This is a genomic window from Polynucleobacter sp. 71A-WALBACH, from assembly GCF_018882365.1.
Classification (GTDB): domain Bacteria; phylum Pseudomonadota; class Gammaproteobacteria; order Burkholderiales; family Burkholderiaceae; genus Polynucleobacter.
Genome location: NZ_JACVOP010000001.1, coordinates 896444 through 915998, shown reverse-complemented (window position 1 = coordinate 915998; position 19555 = coordinate 896444). Strand labels below are relative to the sequence as shown.

The 19555-nt window shown below is 45.0% G+C and carries 14 protein-coding genes; 3 read left to right on the top strand and 11 right to left on the bottom strand.

The genetic code is table 11. From position 1 onward, the window contains the following. Positions 1-2 precede the first annotated feature (2 nt). From mdcA to ICN42_RS04725, 5 genes are all read right to left on the bottom strand, one after another. Positions 3-1658, bottom strand: coding sequence for a malonate decarboxylase subunit alpha (gene mdcA / locus ICN42_RS04745; protein ID WP_216251654.1), 1656 nt, complete (start codon positions 1656-1658; stop codon positions 3-5). Between the two features lies 1 nt (position 1659). Next, complete coding sequence (locus tag ICN42_RS04740) at positions 1660-2643, bottom strand: tripartite tricarboxylate transporter substrate binding protein (RefSeq protein ID WP_216251652.1); 984 nt, start codon at positions 2641-2643, stop codon at positions 1660-1662. Between the two features lie 281 nt (positions 2644-2924). Further along, complete coding sequence (mmsB, locus tag ICN42_RS04735; protein ID WP_216251648.1) at positions 2925-3812, bottom strand: 3-hydroxyisobutyrate dehydrogenase; 888 nt, start codon at positions 3810-3812, stop codon at positions 2925-2927. Between the two features lie 83 nt (positions 3813-3895). Beyond that, positions 3896-5407 carry a CoA-acylating methylmalonate-semialdehyde dehydrogenase gene (locus ICN42_RS04730; protein ID WP_216251645.1) on the bottom strand — a complete coding sequence of 504 codons (1512 nt, stop codon included), beginning with the start codon at positions 5405-5407 and terminating at the stop codon, positions 3896-3898. A gap of 36 nt (positions 5408-5443) precedes the next feature. Further along, positions 5444-6616, bottom strand: coding sequence for an ABC transporter substrate-binding protein (locus ICN42_RS04725; protein WP_255539300.1), 1173 nt, complete (start codon positions 6614-6616; stop codon positions 5444-5446). 183 nt (positions 6617-6799) lie between these two features. Here ICN42_RS04725 and ICN42_RS04720 point away from each other — a divergent pair, with 183 nt between their 5' ends. Next, on the top strand, positions 6800-7726 hold the full coding sequence (locus ICN42_RS04720; protein ID WP_216251642.1) for a LysR family transcriptional regulator: 927 nt from the start codon (positions 6800-6802) through the stop codon (positions 7724-7726). Positions 7727-7834: 108 nt separating this feature from the next. On the opposite strand, the gene ICN42_RS04715 is transcribed toward ICN42_RS04720, so the two are convergent. Both ICN42_RS04715 and ICN42_RS04710 read right to left on the bottom strand, forming a co-directional pair. After that, positions 7835-8236, bottom strand: coding sequence for a surface-adhesin E family protein (locus ICN42_RS04715; RefSeq protein WP_216251640.1), 402 nt, complete (start codon positions 8234-8236; stop codon positions 7835-7837). A 286-nt stretch (positions 8237-8522) separates the two neighbouring features. Further along, positions 8523-9131, bottom strand: coding sequence for a glutathione S-transferase (locus ICN42_RS04710; RefSeq protein WP_216251637.1), 609 nt, complete (start codon positions 9129-9131; stop codon positions 8523-8525). Between the two features lie 229 nt (positions 9132-9360). Here ICN42_RS04710 and ahpC point away from each other — a divergent pair, with 229 nt between their 5' ends. Beyond that, positions 9361-9924 (top strand): alkyl hydroperoxide reductase subunit C, encoded by a 564-nt coding sequence (gene ahpC / locus ICN42_RS04705; protein ID WP_215334470.1) that lies wholly within the window; start codon positions 9361-9363, stop codon positions 9922-9924. A gap of 120 nt (positions 9925-10044) precedes the next feature. Further along, on the top strand, positions 10045-11589 hold the full coding sequence (gene ahpF / locus ICN42_RS04700; RefSeq protein ID WP_216251634.1) for an alkyl hydroperoxide reductase subunit F: 1545 nt from the start codon (positions 10045-10047) through the stop codon (positions 11587-11589). Positions 11590-11675: 86 nt separating this feature from the next. On the opposite strand, the gene ICN42_RS04695 is transcribed toward ahpF, so the two are convergent. The 4 genes from ICN42_RS04695 to ICN42_RS04680 form a co-directional block, all read right to left on the bottom strand. Beyond that, positions 11676-12974: a Glu/Leu/Phe/Val dehydrogenase gene (locus tag ICN42_RS04695; protein WP_216251630.1), complete on the bottom strand. Its 1299-nt coding sequence runs from the start codon at positions 12972-12974 to the stop codon at positions 11676-11678. A 150-nt stretch (positions 12975-13124) separates the two neighbouring features. After that, complete coding sequence (locus ICN42_RS04690; RefSeq protein WP_216251626.1) at positions 13125-16022, bottom strand: FAD-binding and (Fe-S)-binding domain-containing protein; 2898 nt, start codon at positions 16020-16022, stop codon at positions 13125-13127. Positions 16023-16134: 112 nt separating this feature from the next. Beyond that, complete coding sequence (locus ICN42_RS04685; RefSeq protein ID WP_216251623.1) at positions 16135-16458, bottom strand: P-II family nitrogen regulator; 324 nt, start codon at positions 16456-16458, stop codon at positions 16135-16137. Next, a complete protein-coding gene (locus ICN42_RS04680; RefSeq protein ID WP_216251619.1) occupies positions 16455-19550 on the bottom strand; it encodes an efflux RND transporter permease subunit in 3096 nt (1031 codons plus the stop codon). The genes ICN42_RS04685 and ICN42_RS04680 overlap by 4 nt, the downstream gene beginning before the upstream one ends. Between the last annotated feature and the right edge of the window lie 5 nt (positions 19551-19555).

Genomic DNA, 19555 nt, shown 5'->3' with positions numbered 1-19555 from the left:
GTTTACCAATTCCTAAATCGTTTAGGTGGTTTATACAAACCATCCGACCAATTTACCAAATCCTTAATTGATCGAGCAGCCAATAAATTTCTAGTCGCCATTCTTGGATCGACCCCTAACTCTTGTGGGCGCTGAATAATGCCCCTCGCAATCAAAGATTCCACCTGGTTTTTATTGCGAGCAAGCCCCACGGGGGTATAGCCAGCAACACCACGAATCGCCTGCTCCCTTTCTAGGAGATTTTTACATTTATGAAGATGGGCAATGCCCTCCTCAGTAACTAGATGCGTAATGTCATCTCCATAAACCATCACTGGCGGCAAATCTAACTTAAAGTCATCCATGAGTTGCCAAGCATCCAAGCGCTCCACAAAAGTGGGCTGCATTTTTTCTTTAAATGTCTCAACGATTTGCACTACTAACTTCCTACCTCGCGGCATAGTTGCATTTTCTGGTCTCATACTTTCTCTGCCAGCCATCAACCAGGCCTTACTAGAGTGCCGTCTGGCCCTAGAATCAGAACCAAAATTGGGGGCACCCCCAAAACCAGCGATTCGATTTAAGGTAGCAGTAGAAGAGTTCCCTTCGACATCAATCTGCAATGTAGATCCAATGAATAAGTCAGCGTAGTGCCCTGCTAACTGGCAAAAGGCACGATTGGATCTCATTGAGCCGTCTGGGCCATTGAAGAAAATATCAGGTCTGGCAGTAATATAGTCTTCCATTCCCAACTCAGATCCAGCGCAATGAATATTTTTTATAAACCCTGATTCAATAGCCGGAATCAATGTTGGGCAAGGATTGACACTCATATACTCACAGATCTTTCCCCTCAAACCTAGTGATTCAGCATAAGTGGGCAATATCAATTCAATTGCCGCCGTATCAAAACCAATACCATGATTTAATCGATTGATTCCATAAGGCTCATAAATCCCCTTAATGACCATCATGGCCATCAAAATTTGCACCTCGGTAATTAAAGCAGGATCCCGAGTAAATATCGGCTCTATATAGTGAGTTCTGGGCGCCTTAACAACAAAAGAAATCCAATCACTTGGAATATCAATCCTAGGAACCTCATCAACTAACTCATTGACTTGAACAATCACTAGTCCATTTTTAAAAGCAGTTGCCTCAACAATAGGTGGAGTATCTTCGGTATTAAATCCCGTATATACGTTGCCATACTTATCAGCACTTTGTGCTGCGATGATTGAAACTCTGGGAGTAAGATCCACAAAATACCGACTATATAACTCAAGGTAAGTATGGATTGCGCCTACCTCAACGATATTTTCTTTAATCAGCCTTCCAAGTCGAACGCCCTGTTCACCTGAATAGCAAAAATCTAATTTTTTAGCTATGCCTTTTTCAAAAATGTCTAAGTGAGTGGATAGTGCAATATTGGATTGAACTATATGCAAGCCATTGATCTTCTTTGGGTCTACTAGAGTTAATTGCTCGGAAAGAAAATCGGCATGCTTTTGATTGTTTCCCTCTACGCAAATCTTATCGCCAGATTCAATTACAGCCTCAAATAAACGCACTACATCATCATGATGAACGATCTTTGAGGACGTAATATGACTTGCGCGTTCTAGTCGACTTCGCTTATTCCGTAAAAGCGTGTCCCAAATCTTCTCTTCTAGCAACATCTTAGGTGTCCAACGTTATCTTGGCTTCACGGATTAACGATCCCCACTTACGGTAATCATCTTGAATGAGTGTCAAAATTTCTGTAGGTGTCTTATACACAATTTCGTCGTTTCCAAGTTTTTTAAGCTCCGTAACTACGGCGGGGTCACTAATGACAGTCTTGTAATCTGCCTGTAACTTCACAGCAATTGGGGGTGGTATCTTGGCGGGACCCATCACCATAAAGCGGAGTACTGCCTCATAACCTTTTAATCCTTGTTCAGCAATCGTTGGCACATTTGGCAGCGAAGCGGAACGCGCGATGGAAGTAACTCCCAATGGACGCGCCTTCCCTGCTGCAATCATCTGCAACGCTGGGCCAATGGTGGCAAACATAATTGGTACTTGTCCCCCGATTAAGTCCGTGATAGCTGGGCCAGCACCTTTATAGGGAACATGCAAAATAGATATCCCCGCCTTAAACTTGAATAATTCTCCAGCAAGGTGGTGTACTGAGGCGACTCCTGAACTAGCGTAGCTGAGTTGCCCAGGCTTTGCTTTAGCTAGCGCAATAAGCTCTTGAACATTTTTTACATCCAAGTCTGGATTAACAATTAACACTAAACCCGTCGTACACACATAGGATAGGGGTGTGAAATCAGTTAACGGATCATAAGCCACCTTACGTAAATTCGGCGCGATACAAAGTGGGCCGGTATCCTCTAAGCCAATCGTATAGCCATCTGGCGTAGCTTTGGCAACATACTCTGCTCCAATAGATGCGCCTGCGCCAGGCTTGTAATCAATAATGACGGATTGCTTAACTAGCTGCTCAAGTGGTCTACCAATAATCCTGGCAGTCGCATCGCTAGAGCCTCCAGTCGTATATCCGAGAACAAATTTTATTGAGCGATCTGGCCAAACCTGACTCCAAGATGGCAAAGAATTAAACCCTGCTACGAAGCCCAATAGAAGCTTGAGCGCACCCCTTCTTTTAATTGTCATTGCTGTCTCCGCACTTTTTTTAACATCTAATATGTTTCTAATATACAAGAAAAATAGCAGACTGCAAGTCTATTTTCTAAGTGAGTTTAGAGAGTAAATGAGGGTCATATTTTAAGTAGCGCAACTTCTCAAGCACTTCATTTAGAGCACCCCTTTACATAAGAGCGTCTATTCAAGCTTTACCTTACCCAAGCAACTCATCGTCAATAAAAAACCCTCAACATCTCTGATGAGGGTTTATGGGGGCGCCATGAATCAACAGGCTCAAATAAAAAAAGCAACTATTTATTTTGTAAATTAATGATTGAAGAAAAATCCAGCTTTCCATTACCCTGCGAGCTAAATAATTGATACAGTTGCTGAGTAACAGCACCTAGAATTACTGGCTGCTTTGCAAATTTTGCTGCTTCTGTGGCTAAACTCAAATCTTTCAACATCAAATCAACCCCAAAGCCGCCAGAATACGCCCTTGAAGCTGGAGCGTTTTCTACAACACCAGGATAAGGGTTGTAAATTTCCGAACTCCAGCATCTGCCACTAGATGTATTAATAATTCCTGCTAACACCTTGGGATCCATACCTAAAGACACACCTAAGGACATCGCTTCTGCAGTGGCAACCATCGATATACCCAGCAACATATTATTTGCCACCTTGGCAACTTGTCCATTTCCTGAGTCGCCACAATAAACAATATTTTTTCCCATCGTGGTCAGTATCGTTTGTGCGCGCTCAAAATCCTTCTTTGCGCCTCCAACCATAAAGGTCAAGGTACCTGCTTCAGCGCCCCCAGTACCACCAGATACTGGTGCATCCAGCATGGGATTACCCTTACTCAGAGCAGCCTTTGCGACCTCTCTTGCAGTTTGCGGATCTATGGTTGAGCAATCAATTAGTAGGACATCTTTGGCCACCACTTCTAAAATACCGCCTTGGTTTAGGTAAACCGATCGCACATGCTGGCTTGCTGGTAGCATCGTGATGATGACTTCCATACCAGGAATGCTTGAAAGCTCTACAGCAGATTGTGCAATTTTTGCACCCGCCCCATTCAATTGCGCAAGAGCCGTCTCAGACAAGTCATAGACTGTTAAGTCATGGCCAGCCTTAAGTAAATTTTGAGCCATTGGCGCACCCATATTACCTAAGCCAATAAATCCTATTTTCATACTCATCCTCATCAAACGCGATTAGACGACTCAAATCAATCAATCGCCACGAGCCTACAGAGGCTGGTGGCGATACCGTAATACTATTTCAATGAAATAGTGGTGTTTACTCCACCACTTTGACTGTCTTCCTCAAACCAACGAGAGGTAACCGTTTTAGTTTGAGTCCAAAAAGAAATTGCTTGCTTACCATTTGGTCCCAAATCTCCTAACTTAGAGGCGCGTGAACCAGTGAAACTAAAGTAAGCAACTGGAACTGGGATTGGCACGTTAATTCCCACTTGGCCAACATCAATTTCATTTTGGTATTTTCTAGCAGACCAACCACTCGAGGTAAAGATAGAGGTGCCGTTGCCATTTGGATTAGCATTAATAAATGCGATGGCATCATCTAATGTATCTACGCATACGATATCTAATACAGGAGCAAATATTTCCTGGTCATAAATATCCATGCCAGGCTTAACCTCGCTAAAAATCGTAGGTCCAATAAAGTTCCCCTCTTCATACCCAGGAACAACACATTTTCTACCATCAAGCAGTAATTTTGCTCCCTGCGCAACACCAGAATCGATTAAAGCAAGGGCACGCGCCTTAGCATGCTTATTCACCAAAGGACCGAGATCCGCGGATCTATCTGTTCCTGGCCCCACTTTCATAGCAGCAGATTTTTGAACTATTTCATCAATCCAATTTTTGGCATCGCCAACCAAGACCGTTACAGAGTTGGCCATGCAACGTTGACCGGCGGCGCCAAAGGCTGATCCCAGTAAATTATTAATTGCTTGACTTCTATTTGCGTCAGGCATGATCACGCAGTGATTTTTTGCACCCATCATCGACTGAACACGCTTGCCAGCTTCTGAGCCACGGCGATAAATGTGAGTACCCACCTTAGTGGATCCGATAAAAGAAATTGCCTTAATATCTGGGTGATCGCAAATCATGTTTGCTACATCAGGACCACCATGGACTACATTCAAGACGCCTGGAGGGAGGCCAGCTTGATGCGCTAATTCTGCCAGTAGCATGCTAGAGCTTGGATCTTGCTCAGATGGCTTCAATATGAATGTATTTCCAGAGACAATCGCCATCGGAAACATGAAACACGGCAACATCACTGGAAAGTTAAATGCAGTAATTCCAGCGCCAACGCCAATCGGCTGCATCAATGTGAATACCTCAACTCCTGTCGCTGCATTTTCGGCAATTTCACCTAGCTGCAATGAAGTAATCGAACAGGCATGCTCTACCACCTCGAGCCCTCGGCTAATCTCACCTTCAGCATCTGGCAAAGTTTTACCATGCTCTCTTGTAATCAACTCCGCCAATGGGCCCACGTTGTCACGGATCAGCTGCTGAAATTTCAACATGATGCGCATGCGATTCGATAGTGAGACGTTGCGCCAAGTTTTAAAAGCTTTCTTAGCTGACGCAACAGCAATATCGAGCTCTTCCTGCGTTGCAAACGGGACTGAAGCAACGACTTCTTGCGTGGCCGGGTTAACTACATCGCGCCATTCCGTAGATTTGGATTCATACGACTTGCCATCAATGAGGTGATGAATTTTTGGAACTGATTTGGTTGTTGTCATTTTTACTCTTTACTTTTATTAATGATGTTTAATGAATTAACTCTTTTTAACCAATGGGCAGGTAGACTCAGAAAGTGGCTTGAAAGCAATTTGAGATGGAATTGTGCTTACTAGGTTGTAGTAATCCCATGGTCCCTTAGACTCACTTGGTTTCTTCACTTGAAATAAATACACATCATGAATCACTCGACCATCTGGGCGAATAGAGGCATTACGCATGACCGCATCTTTGATTGGCGTGTCACGCATAGTTTGTGCAACCACCTTCCAGTCATCGGATTTGGCTGCCGCAACTGATTTCAGGTAATGGTAAGTGCTTGAATAGACTCCAGCCTGAACCATGGTTGGTTTAAAGCCTTTGTGCAGCTTTTCAAACCTCTTAGAAAAAGCACGGGTCTGATCATCCAGATCCCAATAGAACCCTTCTGAAAATAAAAGGCCCTGTGCGGTATTCAGGCCCATCGAATGCACATCCGTTAGAAAAACCAATAAGGCAGCGACCTGCTGTTGACTAGTAGTGCCGATACCAAATTCCTTGGAAGCTTTAATTGCATTGACTGTATCCTGGGCACCGTTAGCTAAGGCAATGACGTTAGCCTTTGAGGCCTGAGCCTGTAACAGTGCAGATGAAAAATCGCTATTATTCAAAGGATGCTTCACACTACCCACGACTGTGCCGCCATTGGCCTTCACGATATCGCCGGCCTCTTTTTCTAGGGATTGTCCGAAAGCATAATCAACCGTAACAAAGTACCAAGATTTACCGCCCTTACGAGTAATCGCGGACGCTGGGCCTGAGGCCGATGAATAGGTATCAAACATCCAATGGAACCCATTGGGCGCACAATCTTCATTAGTAAGGCGAGTTGTGGCGGGGCCGCTATACATCGCAATCCCACCCTTTTCCTTAATCAACTTTTGAACCGCTAATGCGCCGGCAGAGTTAGTTAAGTCTACGATGGCATCGACCCCATCTTTATCCATCCACTCACGCGCCTTAGCGACCATAATGTCCGGCTTATTTTGATTATCGGCAGAGACCATTTCGATCTTCATGCCCTTGCACTCAGCCTTTAGACAATCATCTATTGCCATTCTTGCAGCAATAGCAGACCCCTCGCCACCCATACCTGAATAAGGGCCAGACATATCAGTTAATACTCCAATCTTTACTCCGCCATTACTTAAATCAGCCTGCGCAGCGTTCATTGCAAGGATTGCCCCTAAGAGCACTGATATTTTTTTCATTTTCAACATATTTATCCCCTGAGTTTTCAGTCTTATTTTTGATCCAGCCCACACCTACTTTTAGATTCTTAAAGGATGTTACCCATGTATTTTTACAATTAGAATCAAGTAAAATGCATATTTACTTTGCAAATTTGCATAGCCATGAATAACAACTCAATCAACTGGGACAACATCAGAGTCTTTCTGGCCGTTGCAAGGCTTCAGTCAGCGTTTGAAGCGTCCAACCATCTAAAAATTGACCAATCCACTATTAGTAGAAGACTGAAAAAACTAGAGGAAGAGATTGGGTCGGAGCTCTTTACTCGCAATTCGCAAGGACACCTGCTAAATGCAAATGGTCATCGCCTGCTGGAATATGCCGAAACGATTGAAAGTACCATCTCATCCATGGAAAGCAAGTTGGGTGGCGATAGCCAGGTATTAACTGGCTCCATTCGATTGGGATCCACCGAAGGGTTCGGCAGCGCTTTCCTAGCCCCTCATTTAGGAAACTTCTGCGAATTACATTCAGGGTTAACGGTTGACTTGCTGGCATTACCGCGATTCATCAACCTATCTAAACGAGAGGCTGATCTAGTAATCAGCATAGAAAGGCCAGAAACAGGCCCATACATCATATGCAAATTAACGGACTACAAGCTTCAGGCCTATGCAACTCAAGATTATTTAGACAATCATCCTCAAATTAAAAACCTAGAAGACCTCAACAAACATAAATTTACTGGTTACGTCGATGAATACTCTTTCAGCCCCAAGCTTCAGTATCTAAAAAATCTCGTCCCAAACGCTCATGTACCTTTTCGAAGCAGCAGCCTAAATGCCCAAATGTATGCTGCTCTTCAAGGAAAAATGCTAGCGGTATTACCCTGTTTTTTAGCCAAGCCACACCGCGCCCTTATTCCTGTTTTACCAAAGAAGACTGGCTTTAATAGAACCTTCTGGTTAATCGCTCCCAGCGAGCGAAAAAATGTCGCCAGGGTTACGGAGTTATGGGACTACTTAAGGCATATTTCATCGATTAATCAAGACTACCTACTTGGAGAAAGCCTAGATATTATTTTGACCTAAGGCACCAGCAGAGCTCCGATACTGCCATGACGATAAGATCAGTTCAATCAAGCCTGGTCTCAAGTTCAAACATCACATGACTTATCTCGTCAACGATGATCCAGGAAGTTATCCTGCGCACGCCAAAGCCCAAAGGGTCTTATCTTTCCCATCAGGGCTTAATGGCACCCAATCCTGTGTAGCAGAAGAGACTCGCACGGGATCACCATCACCCATGCGATCTAAAAAATCCAGGAACCCCAAAATTCGACCCAAACGTTTCCGGCAATCGACCTCTAAATGAATTTGATAAGACGAAAACGATGATCCACCGGTTCTCTGAGGCAACTTAAAATCATAAAGAAGCCAAAAAGTTACTATTTCTTTAAGTGCCACCTTTGAAGAAGGATCTAAATAGACAACATAACCACCACGCTCATTGGAACTTGCAATTCCAACCCATTCAGCTGAAGCTACGTGGTCGGTGACAAATAAAATAAAACATAAAACGATCGACTTTAATAGTTTCATATTCTTAAAAATTCAATTTGATCCACCTAAAAATTCCTACGCCTGAATTAATGACTGTTATCACGATGGCAGAGGTAGAGAATTTCAAAATCCTCTAAAAAATATCCTCATAAATCAATCCACGAGTTAACTTCTGTGTCTTGTTTATATAAGTGTTGAAATTTTAATAATTAAGAATTGTCAAAATACCCAGCGAAAGTAAAAAAGGAATGTGCTGCGACTTTCCTATTAATCACTTATGGGTACTTCACCAGTAGATGCGGCATTGCCATTCAAATAGTCTTAATCAACCCATCCAAGTTGGGTATTTGCGCATCACCGCATTGAATAGCTCGGATTCAAGAAAATGATGCAACCATTTTTTAGTTAAGGCGAAGGGCAAGTCCTCAAACTGTTTCGGGTTGACCTTAGAAAACTGTCTGATGAATGGAAAAATAGCGACATCCACCCAAGATACTTGATTGCCCAATAAATACTGGGTAGACCGCAAAGAGGTCTCCATAGGTTTAAGCATCAGATCTAACGCGATTCTTAAAATCTCTTCTTGATCAAGTTCGGGGTATCGATTTGGGTATTTATATTGATCTAATAGGACCTTAAAAGGCCCATCATTTTTCTCAATCCAGGATTTTGCGAGAGCCTCATCCACTGCAAACCAACCATCTGGATCAGACCGCTCTAATGCCCACCTCATAATATCCAGACTTTGATCCAGAATCAGCCCATCAAGGCATAAAACTGGAACCGTTCCTTTTGGGGACACAAGGAGCATGGATTGAGGCTTATTTCTGAGCTCAATTTCTCTATGCTCAACTTCAATATCGGCGTATTTCAATGCCATACGAGCCCTCATTGCATAAGGGCATCTCCGATAAGAATACAAAATTGGTGTCATTAATAAGCCGATAGCGCTCTAGTGTCTAAGCGCAGAAAGTTAGCATATATCGTCACCAATGAGGGGAGTTGAACCGTCAGGCTAGCAATCCAATCAATCTGCTTGCTCATTTTTATTGATCTAAAAAATAGATTACTAATATCTAAATTATTCATTATGCAAATAAATAAATAGTCTCTAGAATGGTTGCTGTTGTGAATCAACTATTTCATTTTTTTCAGGAGAAACCATGTCACTAATTAACACACCAGTTCCACCATTTAAGACCCAAGCTTTCCATAACGGTAAGTTTGTTACTATTTCCGACGAGACCCTCAAAGGCAAATGGTCAGTTTTGATTTTTATGCCAGCAGCGTTCACATTCAATTGCCCTACCGAAATTGAAGATGCGGCTGATAACTATGCTGAATTCCAAAAGATGGGTGCTGAGGTATACATCATCACTACTGACACTCATTTCTCACACAAAGTATGGCATGAAACTTCACCTGCAGTAGGCAAAGCGAAGTTTCCATTGGTTGGCGATCCAACACATACATTGACACGTGGTTTTGGCGTACACATTGAAGAAGAAGGTCTCGCATTGCGCGGCACATTCATTATCAATCCAGAAGGCGTGATCAAAACAGCTGAAATTCACTCAAATGAAATCGCTCGTGATATTTCTGAGACATTGCGTAAGCTCAAGGCCGCTCAGTACACGGCAGCTCACCCAGGTGAAGTATGCCCAGCTAAGTGGAAAGAAGGCGCAGCGACATTGACGCCATCTTTAGATCTCGTAGGCAAGATCTAATCATTCAAGTCAGCATTAATTAGCAATCAATAGACTCTCTTCGGAGAGTCTATTGGGCAGGATGAGATGCGGAAACCCTGCCCAATAGGCTCATCAAGAATCAATACCAAGGAATACATCATGTTAGACGCGAACATCAAGGCCCAGCTCGAGGTCTATTTTGAAAAAATTGAGAGCCCCATTGTTTTAGAGGCCACTTTAGATGACAGCGAGCAGTCAGCTCAGATGCTGGAGCTATTGAATGAGGTTGCCGAACAATCCGCCAAGATTGCTGTGAAGACCTCCGGTAGCAGCAAAAATATTCCTAGCTTTACCGTTAGCAAGGTGGACGAGGTTGCTCGCATTGCCTTCTCAGGCCTACCAATGGGTCATGAGATGACTTCTTTCATTCTGGCTATTTTGCAAACTAGCGGCTATCCACCCAAAGTTGAGCAAGATGTGATCGATAGCATTAAAGGCCTTGAAGGTAAGAAGCGCTTTCAAACATTTATCTCTTTGTCATGCCACAACTGCCCAGATGTTGTGCAGGCCCTAAACTTAATGGCTGCCCTCAATCCAAACATTGAACATGAAATGATTGACGGCGCCCTCTTCCAGGGCTTGGTTGATCAATACCAGATCATGGCGGTACCTACCGTTATTCTGAATGGCGAAGTCTTTGGTCAAGGCCGTATGAGCGTGGAAGAAATTGCTGCCAAGTTAGATACCAATTCTTCCGCACGCGATGCAGAAAAATTAAGTGCTAAAGCGGCCTATGATTCCCTGATTATTGGTGGTGGCCCTGCTGGCGCCTCAGCAGCAATCTACTCCGCCAGAAAAGGCATTAGAACTGGTGTTGTAGCGCAACGCTTTGGCGGTCAGGTTGCAGATACTGTCGGTATTGAGAACTTCATTTCTGTTAAAGAGACTGAAGGACCCAAGTTGGTGATGGCGCTTGAACAACATGTCAAAGAATACGATGTGGATGTCATGAACTTGCAAACCGCTAAGAGCTTAAGTAAGACTGGCGATGAAATTGCGATCACCTTAGAGAATGGCGCCATCCTGAAAAGCAAGACCGTCATTTTAAGTACCGGCGCTCGCTGGCGTGAAATGAATGTACCAGGCGAGCAAGAGTATCGCGGTAAAGGCGTAGCTTACTGCCCTCACTGTGATGGCCCACTCTACAAAGGTAAGCGCGTGGCGGTCATTGGTGGAGGAAACTCCGGAGTTGAGGCTGCAATTGATTTAGCCGGCGTTGTGAGCCATGTCACCTTGATTGAATTCGATACCAAGTTACGTGCTGATGCGGTGCTACAGAAGAAACTCTACAGCTTGCCTAACGTGACTGTCATCATGAATGCCTTGAGTAAAGAAGTGTTGGGCGCTGATGGCAAGGTCACAACCTTGAGATATGAAGATCGCGCCAATCAGCAGATACATGACATTGCACTTGAAGGTATCTTTGTGCAAATTGGCTTGCTACCGAATACAGATTGGTTAAAAGGGGTGATTGATTTATCTCCTCGAGGAGAAGTCATCATCGATCAAAAAGGTGAAACATCGATGCCAGGTGTATTTGCCGCAGGAGATTGCACCACCGTACCCTATAAGCAAATCATTATTGCAATGGGTGAAGGCGCTAAAGCTTCACTCTCCGCATTTGACTATTTGATTCGATCATAAAATCTTCATAACAATACCTAGATGTAGAAAAGCCCCGAATAGTCCGGGGCTTTTTCATTTCACGCTGGTAAGTAGTTTATGCAAGATTAAGGGTAGAGACCCCTCATCTGCCGAGCCTTGAGAATACGCTCGCATCCAACAATAAAGGTAGCAGTTCTCAAGCTCACGCCATGCTTCTGAGCTACATCACAAATTCCCTTGAAAGCATCTACCATCAGAATATCTAGACGGTTATTAATCTCTTCTTCTGTCCAGAAAAAACTAGAAAAATCTTGCACCCATTCAAAGTAACTCACAGTTACTCCGCCAGCATTAGCAATCACATCAGGAACAATCGTGACATTCATATCTCTTAGGATATCGTCCGCCTCTGGAGTGGTGGGTCCGTTAGCCCCTTCCACAATCAGTTTTGCTTGAATACTCCCAGCGTTAGCAGAAGTAATCTGAGACTCTAGAGCTGCGGGAATTAGGATATCGCAGGGTGATGACCAAAACTGTTGACTGGTAATAGTTTCACCAGCAAAACCATTGATCTCATGAGCAACTGCCACATGCTCGAGCAATCTATCCACATCAAAACCATTCGGGTTGTACAAGGCACCAGAGTGATCCTGAATCGCCACTATCTTAGCTCCCGCCTTAGCAAATAGTCGGGCAGCCTCACCACCAACATTACCCAATCCCTGAATGGCTATTCGCGCTCCCGACAACTCACGATGCATTTGCCCGTAAGCCTCTCGTGCCACTACAAAAACACCCCTACCGGTTGCATCCCTTCTTCCCAAGCTCCCGCCGAGAGAAATTGGCTTACCAGTAACAACTCCAGAGGTGGTGTAACCCTGATTGACGCAATAGGTGTCCATCATCCACGCCATAATTTGCTCATTGGTATTCACGTCAGGCGCCGGAATATCTTTTTGCGGACCAATCATCATATTGATCTCACTAGTAAATCGCCTAGTCATCCTCTCTAATTCAGCTTGTGATAACTTTTTGGGATCCACTCGAATGCCGCCCTTTGCACCACCAAACGGCACATTGACTACTGCAGTCTTAATTGACATCCATGCTGCTAAGGCAGTGACCTCAGAAAGCGTCACTTCCGGATGAAAGCGAATGCCTCCCTTACCAGGACCTCGGGATAAGTTATGGTGAACTCGATAACCTTCAAAATGAGCAATAGTGCCGTTATCCAATTCAATCGGCACATCTACGATCAAAGCACGCTTTGGCCGCTTTAAGGTTTCAACCCATCGCGTCAGCGGTCCAAGGTAAGGGGTTACTCGATCGATCTGCTCAAGATAGGTGCCCCAGGCCCCAAGATTTTTAGGGTCGAAATACGATGCAATTTCATGAGTCATAGATACTCCAGAGGGTGGCTTCATCACGTAAGTACATATTACGCCCTAGATAGAGCAATTGGCTCGATATCTAGATTCCCATATTGCTGATATGTCTAATCCGAGACTTACCAATAAAAAATCCTCCGAGGGAAAAATCGGAGGATTTTGAATATCAAGCGCTGAAACTGTTTTTTACTGTGCCTGATGAGCCATCTGCAAAAGCTCAGCCAAATGCTTTACCTTACGGCCGGTTTCTTGCTCAATCTGCTCCCTACAGCTAAAGCCATTGGTAAGAATGATCGTTTCTTGATCGGCAGCCCGGACAGCCGGCAATAGCACCAACTCACCAACCGCCTTAGATATCTCCACATGCTCGGGATTAAAACCAAATGAGCCTGCCATACCGCAACAACCACTATCAATGTAATTCGCCTTAGCACCCAAGGCAGCTAATAAGGCCACATCACCTTTAGTGCCAAATAAAGACTTCTGATGACAATGAGAGTGAACCAAGATATTGCAGTCTAAGGGTGGTGGCGTATAACCCTGCTCGTGCAAGAAATCCCCAAGCAAATAGGTGCTAGATGCTAAAAGCTGGGCTCTTGGATCATGAGGGAAAAATTTCAACAGTTCATCTTTAAATACCGACATACAGCCGGGCTCAAGACCTACAACTGCGATAGGCGAATTCGGATCTACCTGAATTTCACTGCCGATAGCATCCAGAATTTTCTCCAGCTTTTGCTTAGCAAGATCCAGATAACCAAAGTCGTACAAAGGACGACCACAGCATAAAGGGGTCTTCGGCAATGTTGCTTCAAAGCCTGCATGAGCCAGAACCTCTACTGCCGCATTGGCGACCTCAGGATGAAAATGCTCGCAGAAAGTATCGACCCAGAGAATGACTTTCTTATGCCCAGTGCTTACACCCTTCGATTGCTGAAATTGCTTTCTGAAAGATTCATTTGCAAACTTAGGTAGACTGCGCTCTTGCGCCACCCCACCAATCCATTTAGCAACACTAGAGAGAATAGGTGTTTGCATCACCCCATTTATAAGCCAAGAGAACTTGCTCGCCAGTGGCGCCCAATCCCCAATGCGGCCCATTGTTAGAGCCTGACGTGGCCTGCTATTGGTCTCGTGATAGTGGGACAAGAACTCTGCCTTGTAGGAGGCCATATCAACGTGGGCCGGACAGTCGCTCTTGCAGCCCTTACAGGAGAGGCAAGTATCAAGCGCTTCCTTGAGCTCCTTACTTTCCCAGCCATCTTTAATTACTTCGCCTTGGAGCATTTCCCAAAAGAGTCGTGAGCGTCCACGAGTGGAGAACCGCTCTTCCTTTGTAGCGCGGTAGCTCGGACACATCGTGCCAACTTTTTCACTACGGCACTTGCCCATACCCACGCAACGTTCAACCGCCCTCTGAAAGCCGTTACCTTCTTGACTCAAGAAATTCAGGCGGGTCTTAATGTTGACAACTTTATATTCCGGACCCATACGGAGGTTTTCATCTACACGATAAGGGTGCACTACTTTGCCAGGATTGAGCTTGTTTTGTGGATCCCAAATGCGCTTGAATTCATGCATCGCACCCATCAACTCTTCGCCAAACATAATTGGTAAAAATTCTGCTCTAGCTTGACCATCACCATGCTCACCCGTGAGTGAGCCGCCAAACTCTACAACCAAAGTCGCTGCATCTCGAATAAATGATCTAAATTTAGAGACACCTTCTGCTGAGCGCAAGTTAAAGGTAATACGTGCATGGATGCAGCCATCGCCGAAGTGACCGTAGAGGGAGGTTTCATACTCGTAGGAATCGACTAGCGCCTGGAAGGCTCGCAGATATTCACCTAAACGCGCAGGATCTACTGCAGCATCTTCCCAGCCCACGACTGGGTCAGGAGAATTGGGATCAATAGACAGGTGGGTGGCAGAGGCACCATTCTCGCGAATGGACCAAATGCGCTTTTGTACTAATGGATCGGGCTCCAGCCAGGTCGATGGTCGAGGGCCTTTAGTTCTTGCCTTGAAATACTGCTCTGCTTTTTCAGCCTGAGCTATAGCACCCTCAAGCGTGTCATCACCAAATTCAACAACTACCCAAGCATTTCCAGGCGGAAGCAAATCAATTTCGGCTTTAGCTAAATTACGCTCTTGTAAGCCACGGATAATTTTATAGTCCAGACCTTCAATCGCAATTGGATTAAACGATTGGTATTCAGGAACAGCATCGCCCGCTAAATAGATATCTTCAAAGCCCAACACCAAAACTACCCTTTTGGCAGGACTCTTGACCAATCTAACCTTGGCAGCCAAAGTGAGCGCACAGGTACCTTCGGTACCGACTAAAGCTCGCGCAACGTTAAACCCATTCTCGGGCAATAGTTGATCTAAGTTATACCCAGAAACACGGCGCTTAATATTTGGAAAACGCGCACGAATCAAATCAGCATAGCGATCGCGCAAGGTCAACAGGTCTTGGTATATCTGGCCTTTGCGTCCACCAGCGGCAATAATCTCTTGCAACTCTTGATCAGATGTAGGGCCAACCCAAAAACGCTCGCCATCATAAGTCAGAATCTCCAAGGCCTCAGTATTCTCCAGCGTCTTGCCTGCCATCACCGAATGGGCGCCACAAGAATTATTGGCAACCATGCCGCCCAAGGTACAGCGGCTATGGGTGGAAGGATCTGGTGCAAAAGTTAAACCATGTAACTCAGCGGCATCACGCAATGAATCACAAATGACCCCAGGCTCGACAACAGCGGTACCCGCAGCTGGATCTAGAGCAAGAATATGGTTGCAGTACTTGGAGATATCGAAGACCACGGCGTTATTCACTGTCTGGCCATTCATGGAGGTGCCGGCACCACGCATTAGTACCGGAGCCTTATTACGATGGCAGATCTCGATACCCCTTACAAATTCCTCAGTATTTTTAGGGGTAACAACCCCGATTGGAATTTGGCGGTAATTTGAAGCTTCGGAAGCATAAACAGCCTGATGGGCTGTATCGAAATGAACAGAGCTTCCAAGAGCAGCCGTAAGCTCAACATTGAGCTGCTCCCACTGAGAAATACCACCCATATTCAATCCTTGTTAGATGCACTTACCCTCTATTGGGCACTCTACATTCTAACAATTTCTGATGATTTGTGATTCCTGGTAGATTATTCAAATATGCTGAATTTGTATTGGCTTATGGTGTGGATTTTGCGATGAAGAAGGCCTTGGGAACCTCGGTGCACCAAACGACACCATCCCCCACTTGACCAGTCTGACAAATACTCACAATCCGGTCCATGAGGGCCTGGGCAACCTCATCGTTGCACACAATTTCAATCTTCACTTTTGCCGAGTAGTCAGTTAGCTCATCTTTGATATTGAACTTACCTGTTCGACTGGGAGCGCTACACCCCTCCACTTTGCTTACTGTCATCCCCGGGAAGCCTGGGGTCTCTAGCAACGCTGTTCTGAGGGCAGCTAACTTATTTGGACGAATGACCGCCTTCACTTCCATCATGCTTCCACCTCTTTATCTTCAAACCATCTATATAAGACGGGGAGTACCAGTAATGTTAATGCGGTTGAAGTAATTAATCCCGAGATAACCACAGCCGCCAATGGACGAGTCACTTCAGAACCAGGCCCACCGGAAAAGAGCATCGGCACTAGAGCCAACATAGCCACTGAAGCAGTCATCATGACGGGCCTAAAGCGATGACCGCAACCATGTAGCAGAGCATCCTCCATTGAATATCCATCTTCACGTAGCTGCTTAATAAATGAAATCAACACGACACCATTAAGTACTGCGATACCCCAGAGATTAATAAAACCTACTGCAGCTGGTACAGACAAATACTCGCCGGATATAAATAAACCAAATACGCCACCAATCGAAGCAAACGGCAAGACCAGAATAATCAAACCGGCTAGGCGTAGCGACTTAAAGAGCATAAATAGCAGGAAATAAATCGCTAAAATCGTTAATGGAATGATGATCATCAAGCGTGCCATAGCACGTTGCATATTCTCAAACTGGCCACCCCACTCTAAAACATAACCTTGGGGTAATTCAACATCCTTAGCGATACGCGATTGAGCCTCTTCCACAAAACCACCCAGATCGCGACCATCTACATTCACACCCACCACTAAACGGCGCTTACCAGACTCACGAGAAATCTGCGCTGGACCATCCACCAAGGTAATTTCTGCCAAGTCACGCATTAAAACCTGAGCACCATCAGATGAATGCAAAATAATATTACTAATTGCATCTATGTTATTTCTATAGGGGCCAGGGTAGCGAAGGACCAAAGGAAAGCGTCTCTCACCCTCATAGATAGTGCTGGCCTGCTTTCCACCAATCGCAGTTTCAATCACTTCATTAACATCTGAAACATTAATGCCGTAGCGCGCGATGGCATCTCTATTAATCACAATATTGAGATAGTTTTGTCCTGAAGCTTGCTCAATACGTAAGTCGGTACTGCCCTTCATTTTGACTAGCACCTGACTTATTTGGGCGCCTAACTTTTGCAAAACAGTTAAGTCATCTCCAAAAATCTTAATAGCCACTTGTGAGCGTACGCCAGATACCATTTCATCTACGCGTGCAGCAATTGGCTGGGAAATGGATAGCTCAATGCCAGGCAAAGTTTTTAGCTTGTCACGGATCTCTTGCGCGATTTCTTCCTGACTAAGCTTGCGATCACCTAGAGGTTTGAGAGTAACAATGGGATCAGACTCATTAGGTTGACCAGGATCTGCTGGAGATTCCCCTTTACCCAAACGCGATACGGCCATCTCTACATCTGGGATAGTCATGATGCGCTTGATTGCTTCGAACTCCAACTTAATAGACTCATCCAAAGAAATGTTTGGGGCACGCACGATCACCGGCGTAATGGAACCTTCCTGCATTACCGGAATAAAAGCTTTACCCAAAAGGACAAAACCTACCAAGCTTACTGCTAAGGCAATTAAAGAGCGCTTCACTACTAACTTAGGATTAGCCAAACTCCAATGCAACCAACGCTCATATGGGGCACGTAAACGAGCCACAACTTTTGTGTCATCTTCGCTCCCGCCTTTCAGAATATAAGAGCAAAGCACTGGGGATAAGGTAAATGAAAGAATGAGTGAAATGGTTAATGCGATGGCAATCGTAATGGCCATTGGCGCAAACATTTTTCCTTCCATGCCCTCCAAAGACAGCAGTGGCATGAAAACCAAAATAATGATGCCAACACCGAAAAGCACCGGCGTACCAACCTCGGTAGCCGCTTCTAAAATAATACGAATCTTTGACTCACCTGTTTTAAGTCTTTCGCCTAGCTTGGCAAAGGTATTTTCGACCACCACAACTGAACCATCAACCATGATGCCAATCGCAATCGCCAGACCTCCAAGCGACATGAGATTGGCAGAAATGCCATAGCGATTCATGACTAAAAAGGTGAGTAGCGGCGTCAGAATTAAGGTTGCTACCACGATCAGCGAAGACCGAACATCACCCAAGAATAAAAACAGTAGGATGACAACCAGAATGACGCCTTCAATCAAAACCTTAGCCACATTAAACATGGCGGCATTCACCAGATCTGTACGATCGTAAAAAGGCACAATCTGGAGGCCATCGGGCAATAACTTGCCCTCGTTAATCTCAGCAACTTTTAGCTTGATGCGATTCACCACCTCTCGGGCATTACCGCCGCGAATCATCTGAATGATGCCGGCAACACTTTCGGTATAGCCATTCTTAATTGCAGCGCCTTGACGAATTTCACTGCCAATAGTAACTTCCGCCACATTCCTAACGTAAACCGGGATACCCTTTACTTCCTTGAGAATAATTTTTCCAATATCTTCAGGCTTCGTAATGAGACCCACGCCTCGAATCAGATACCGCTCTGCATAAGAAGGAAGTTGTCCACCACCAGAGTTGGCGTTGTTTCTAGCGAGAGCCTCATATACCTCACGTAGACTAATTTGATAATGGCGCAATCTTTCTGGGTTTACTAATACCTGGTACTCACGCGCATAACCTCCTTGGGTATTGATCTCTGCCACCCCTGAAACTGAACGCAGTATAGGCCGAACAATCCAGTCCTGAACCGCACGCCGATCCTCCAACTCTTCTACGGTAAGCTCACGTTTACCATCTGAAGGATGATCCAAGGTGTACTGATATATCTCACCTAAACCTGTAGAGGGTGGCGCCAATACAGGTGTAATGCCTACCGGCATTTTTGCAGCAACCTCAATTAAACGCTCAGTGACTAGCTGTCTTGCAAAATAGAGATCTGTTTTTTCTGTAAATACCAAAGTAATGACAGAAAGACCATTGCGATTGAGAGAGCGCATTTCAGTTAGGCCGGGCAAGCCCGTCATACCCAGCTCAACTGGTACCGTTACAAACCGCTCAACCTCTTCTGGAGAGCGGCCTGGCGCCTCAGAAGCAATCTGTACCTGCACATTGGTGACATCTGGAAACGCATCCACCGATAAACGTTTTGTGGCTAATAAGCCCGCGACCATGAGAACGATCGCAATAATGACGACTAAAAGTCGCTGTTGTAGTGAAAGGCGAACAATTTTTTCAATCATATTAA

Coding starts and splice junctions, on each gene's coding strand:
- mdcA (WP_216251654.1), bottom strand. CDS start 1,658: ATGTTGCTAGAAGAGAAGATTTGGGACACGCTTTTACGGAATAAGCGA.
- ICN42_RS04740 (WP_216251652.1), bottom strand. CDS start 2,643: ATGACAATTAAAAGAAGGGGTGCGCTCAAGCTTCTATTGGGCTTCGTA.
- mmsB (WP_216251648.1), bottom strand. CDS start 3,812: ATGAAAATAGGATTTATTGGCTTAGGTAATATGGGTGCGCCAATGGCT.
- ICN42_RS04730 (WP_216251645.1), bottom strand. CDS start 5,407: ATGACAACAACCAAATCAGTTCCAAAAATTCATCACCTCATTGATGGC.
- ICN42_RS04725 (WP_255539300.1), bottom strand. CDS start 6,616: ATGAACGCTGCGCAGGCTGATTTAAGTAATGGCGGAGTAAAGATTGGA.
- ICN42_RS04720 (WP_216251642.1), top strand. CDS start 6,800: ATGAATAACAACTCAATCAACTGGGACAACATCAGAGTCTTTCTGGCC.
- ICN42_RS04715 (WP_216251640.1), bottom strand. CDS start 8,236: ATGAAACTATTAAAGTCGATCGTTTTATGTTTTATTTTATTTGTCACC.
- ICN42_RS04710 (WP_216251637.1), bottom strand. CDS start 9,131: ATGACACCAATTTTGTATTCTTATCGGAGATGCCCTTATGCAATGAGG.
- ahpC (WP_215334470.1), top strand. CDS start 9,361: ATGTCACTAATTAACACACCAGTTCCACCATTTAAGACCCAAGCTTTC.
- ahpF (WP_216251634.1), top strand. CDS start 10,045: ATGTTAGACGCGAACATCAAGGCCCAGCTCGAGGTCTATTTTGAAAAA.
- ICN42_RS04695 (WP_216251630.1), bottom strand. CDS start 12,974: ATGAAGCCACCCTCTGGAGTATCTATGACTCATGAAATTGCATCGTAT.
- ICN42_RS04690 (WP_216251626.1), bottom strand. CDS start 16,022: ATGGGTGGTATTTCTCAGTGGGAGCAGCTCAATGTTGAGCTTACGGCT.
- ICN42_RS04685 (WP_216251623.1), bottom strand. CDS start 16,458: ATGATGGAAGTGAAGGCGGTCATTCGTCCAAATAAGTTAGCTGCCCTC.
- ICN42_RS04680 (WP_216251619.1), bottom strand. CDS start 19,550: ATGATTGAAAAAATTGTTCGCCTTTCACTACAACAGCGACTTTTAGTC.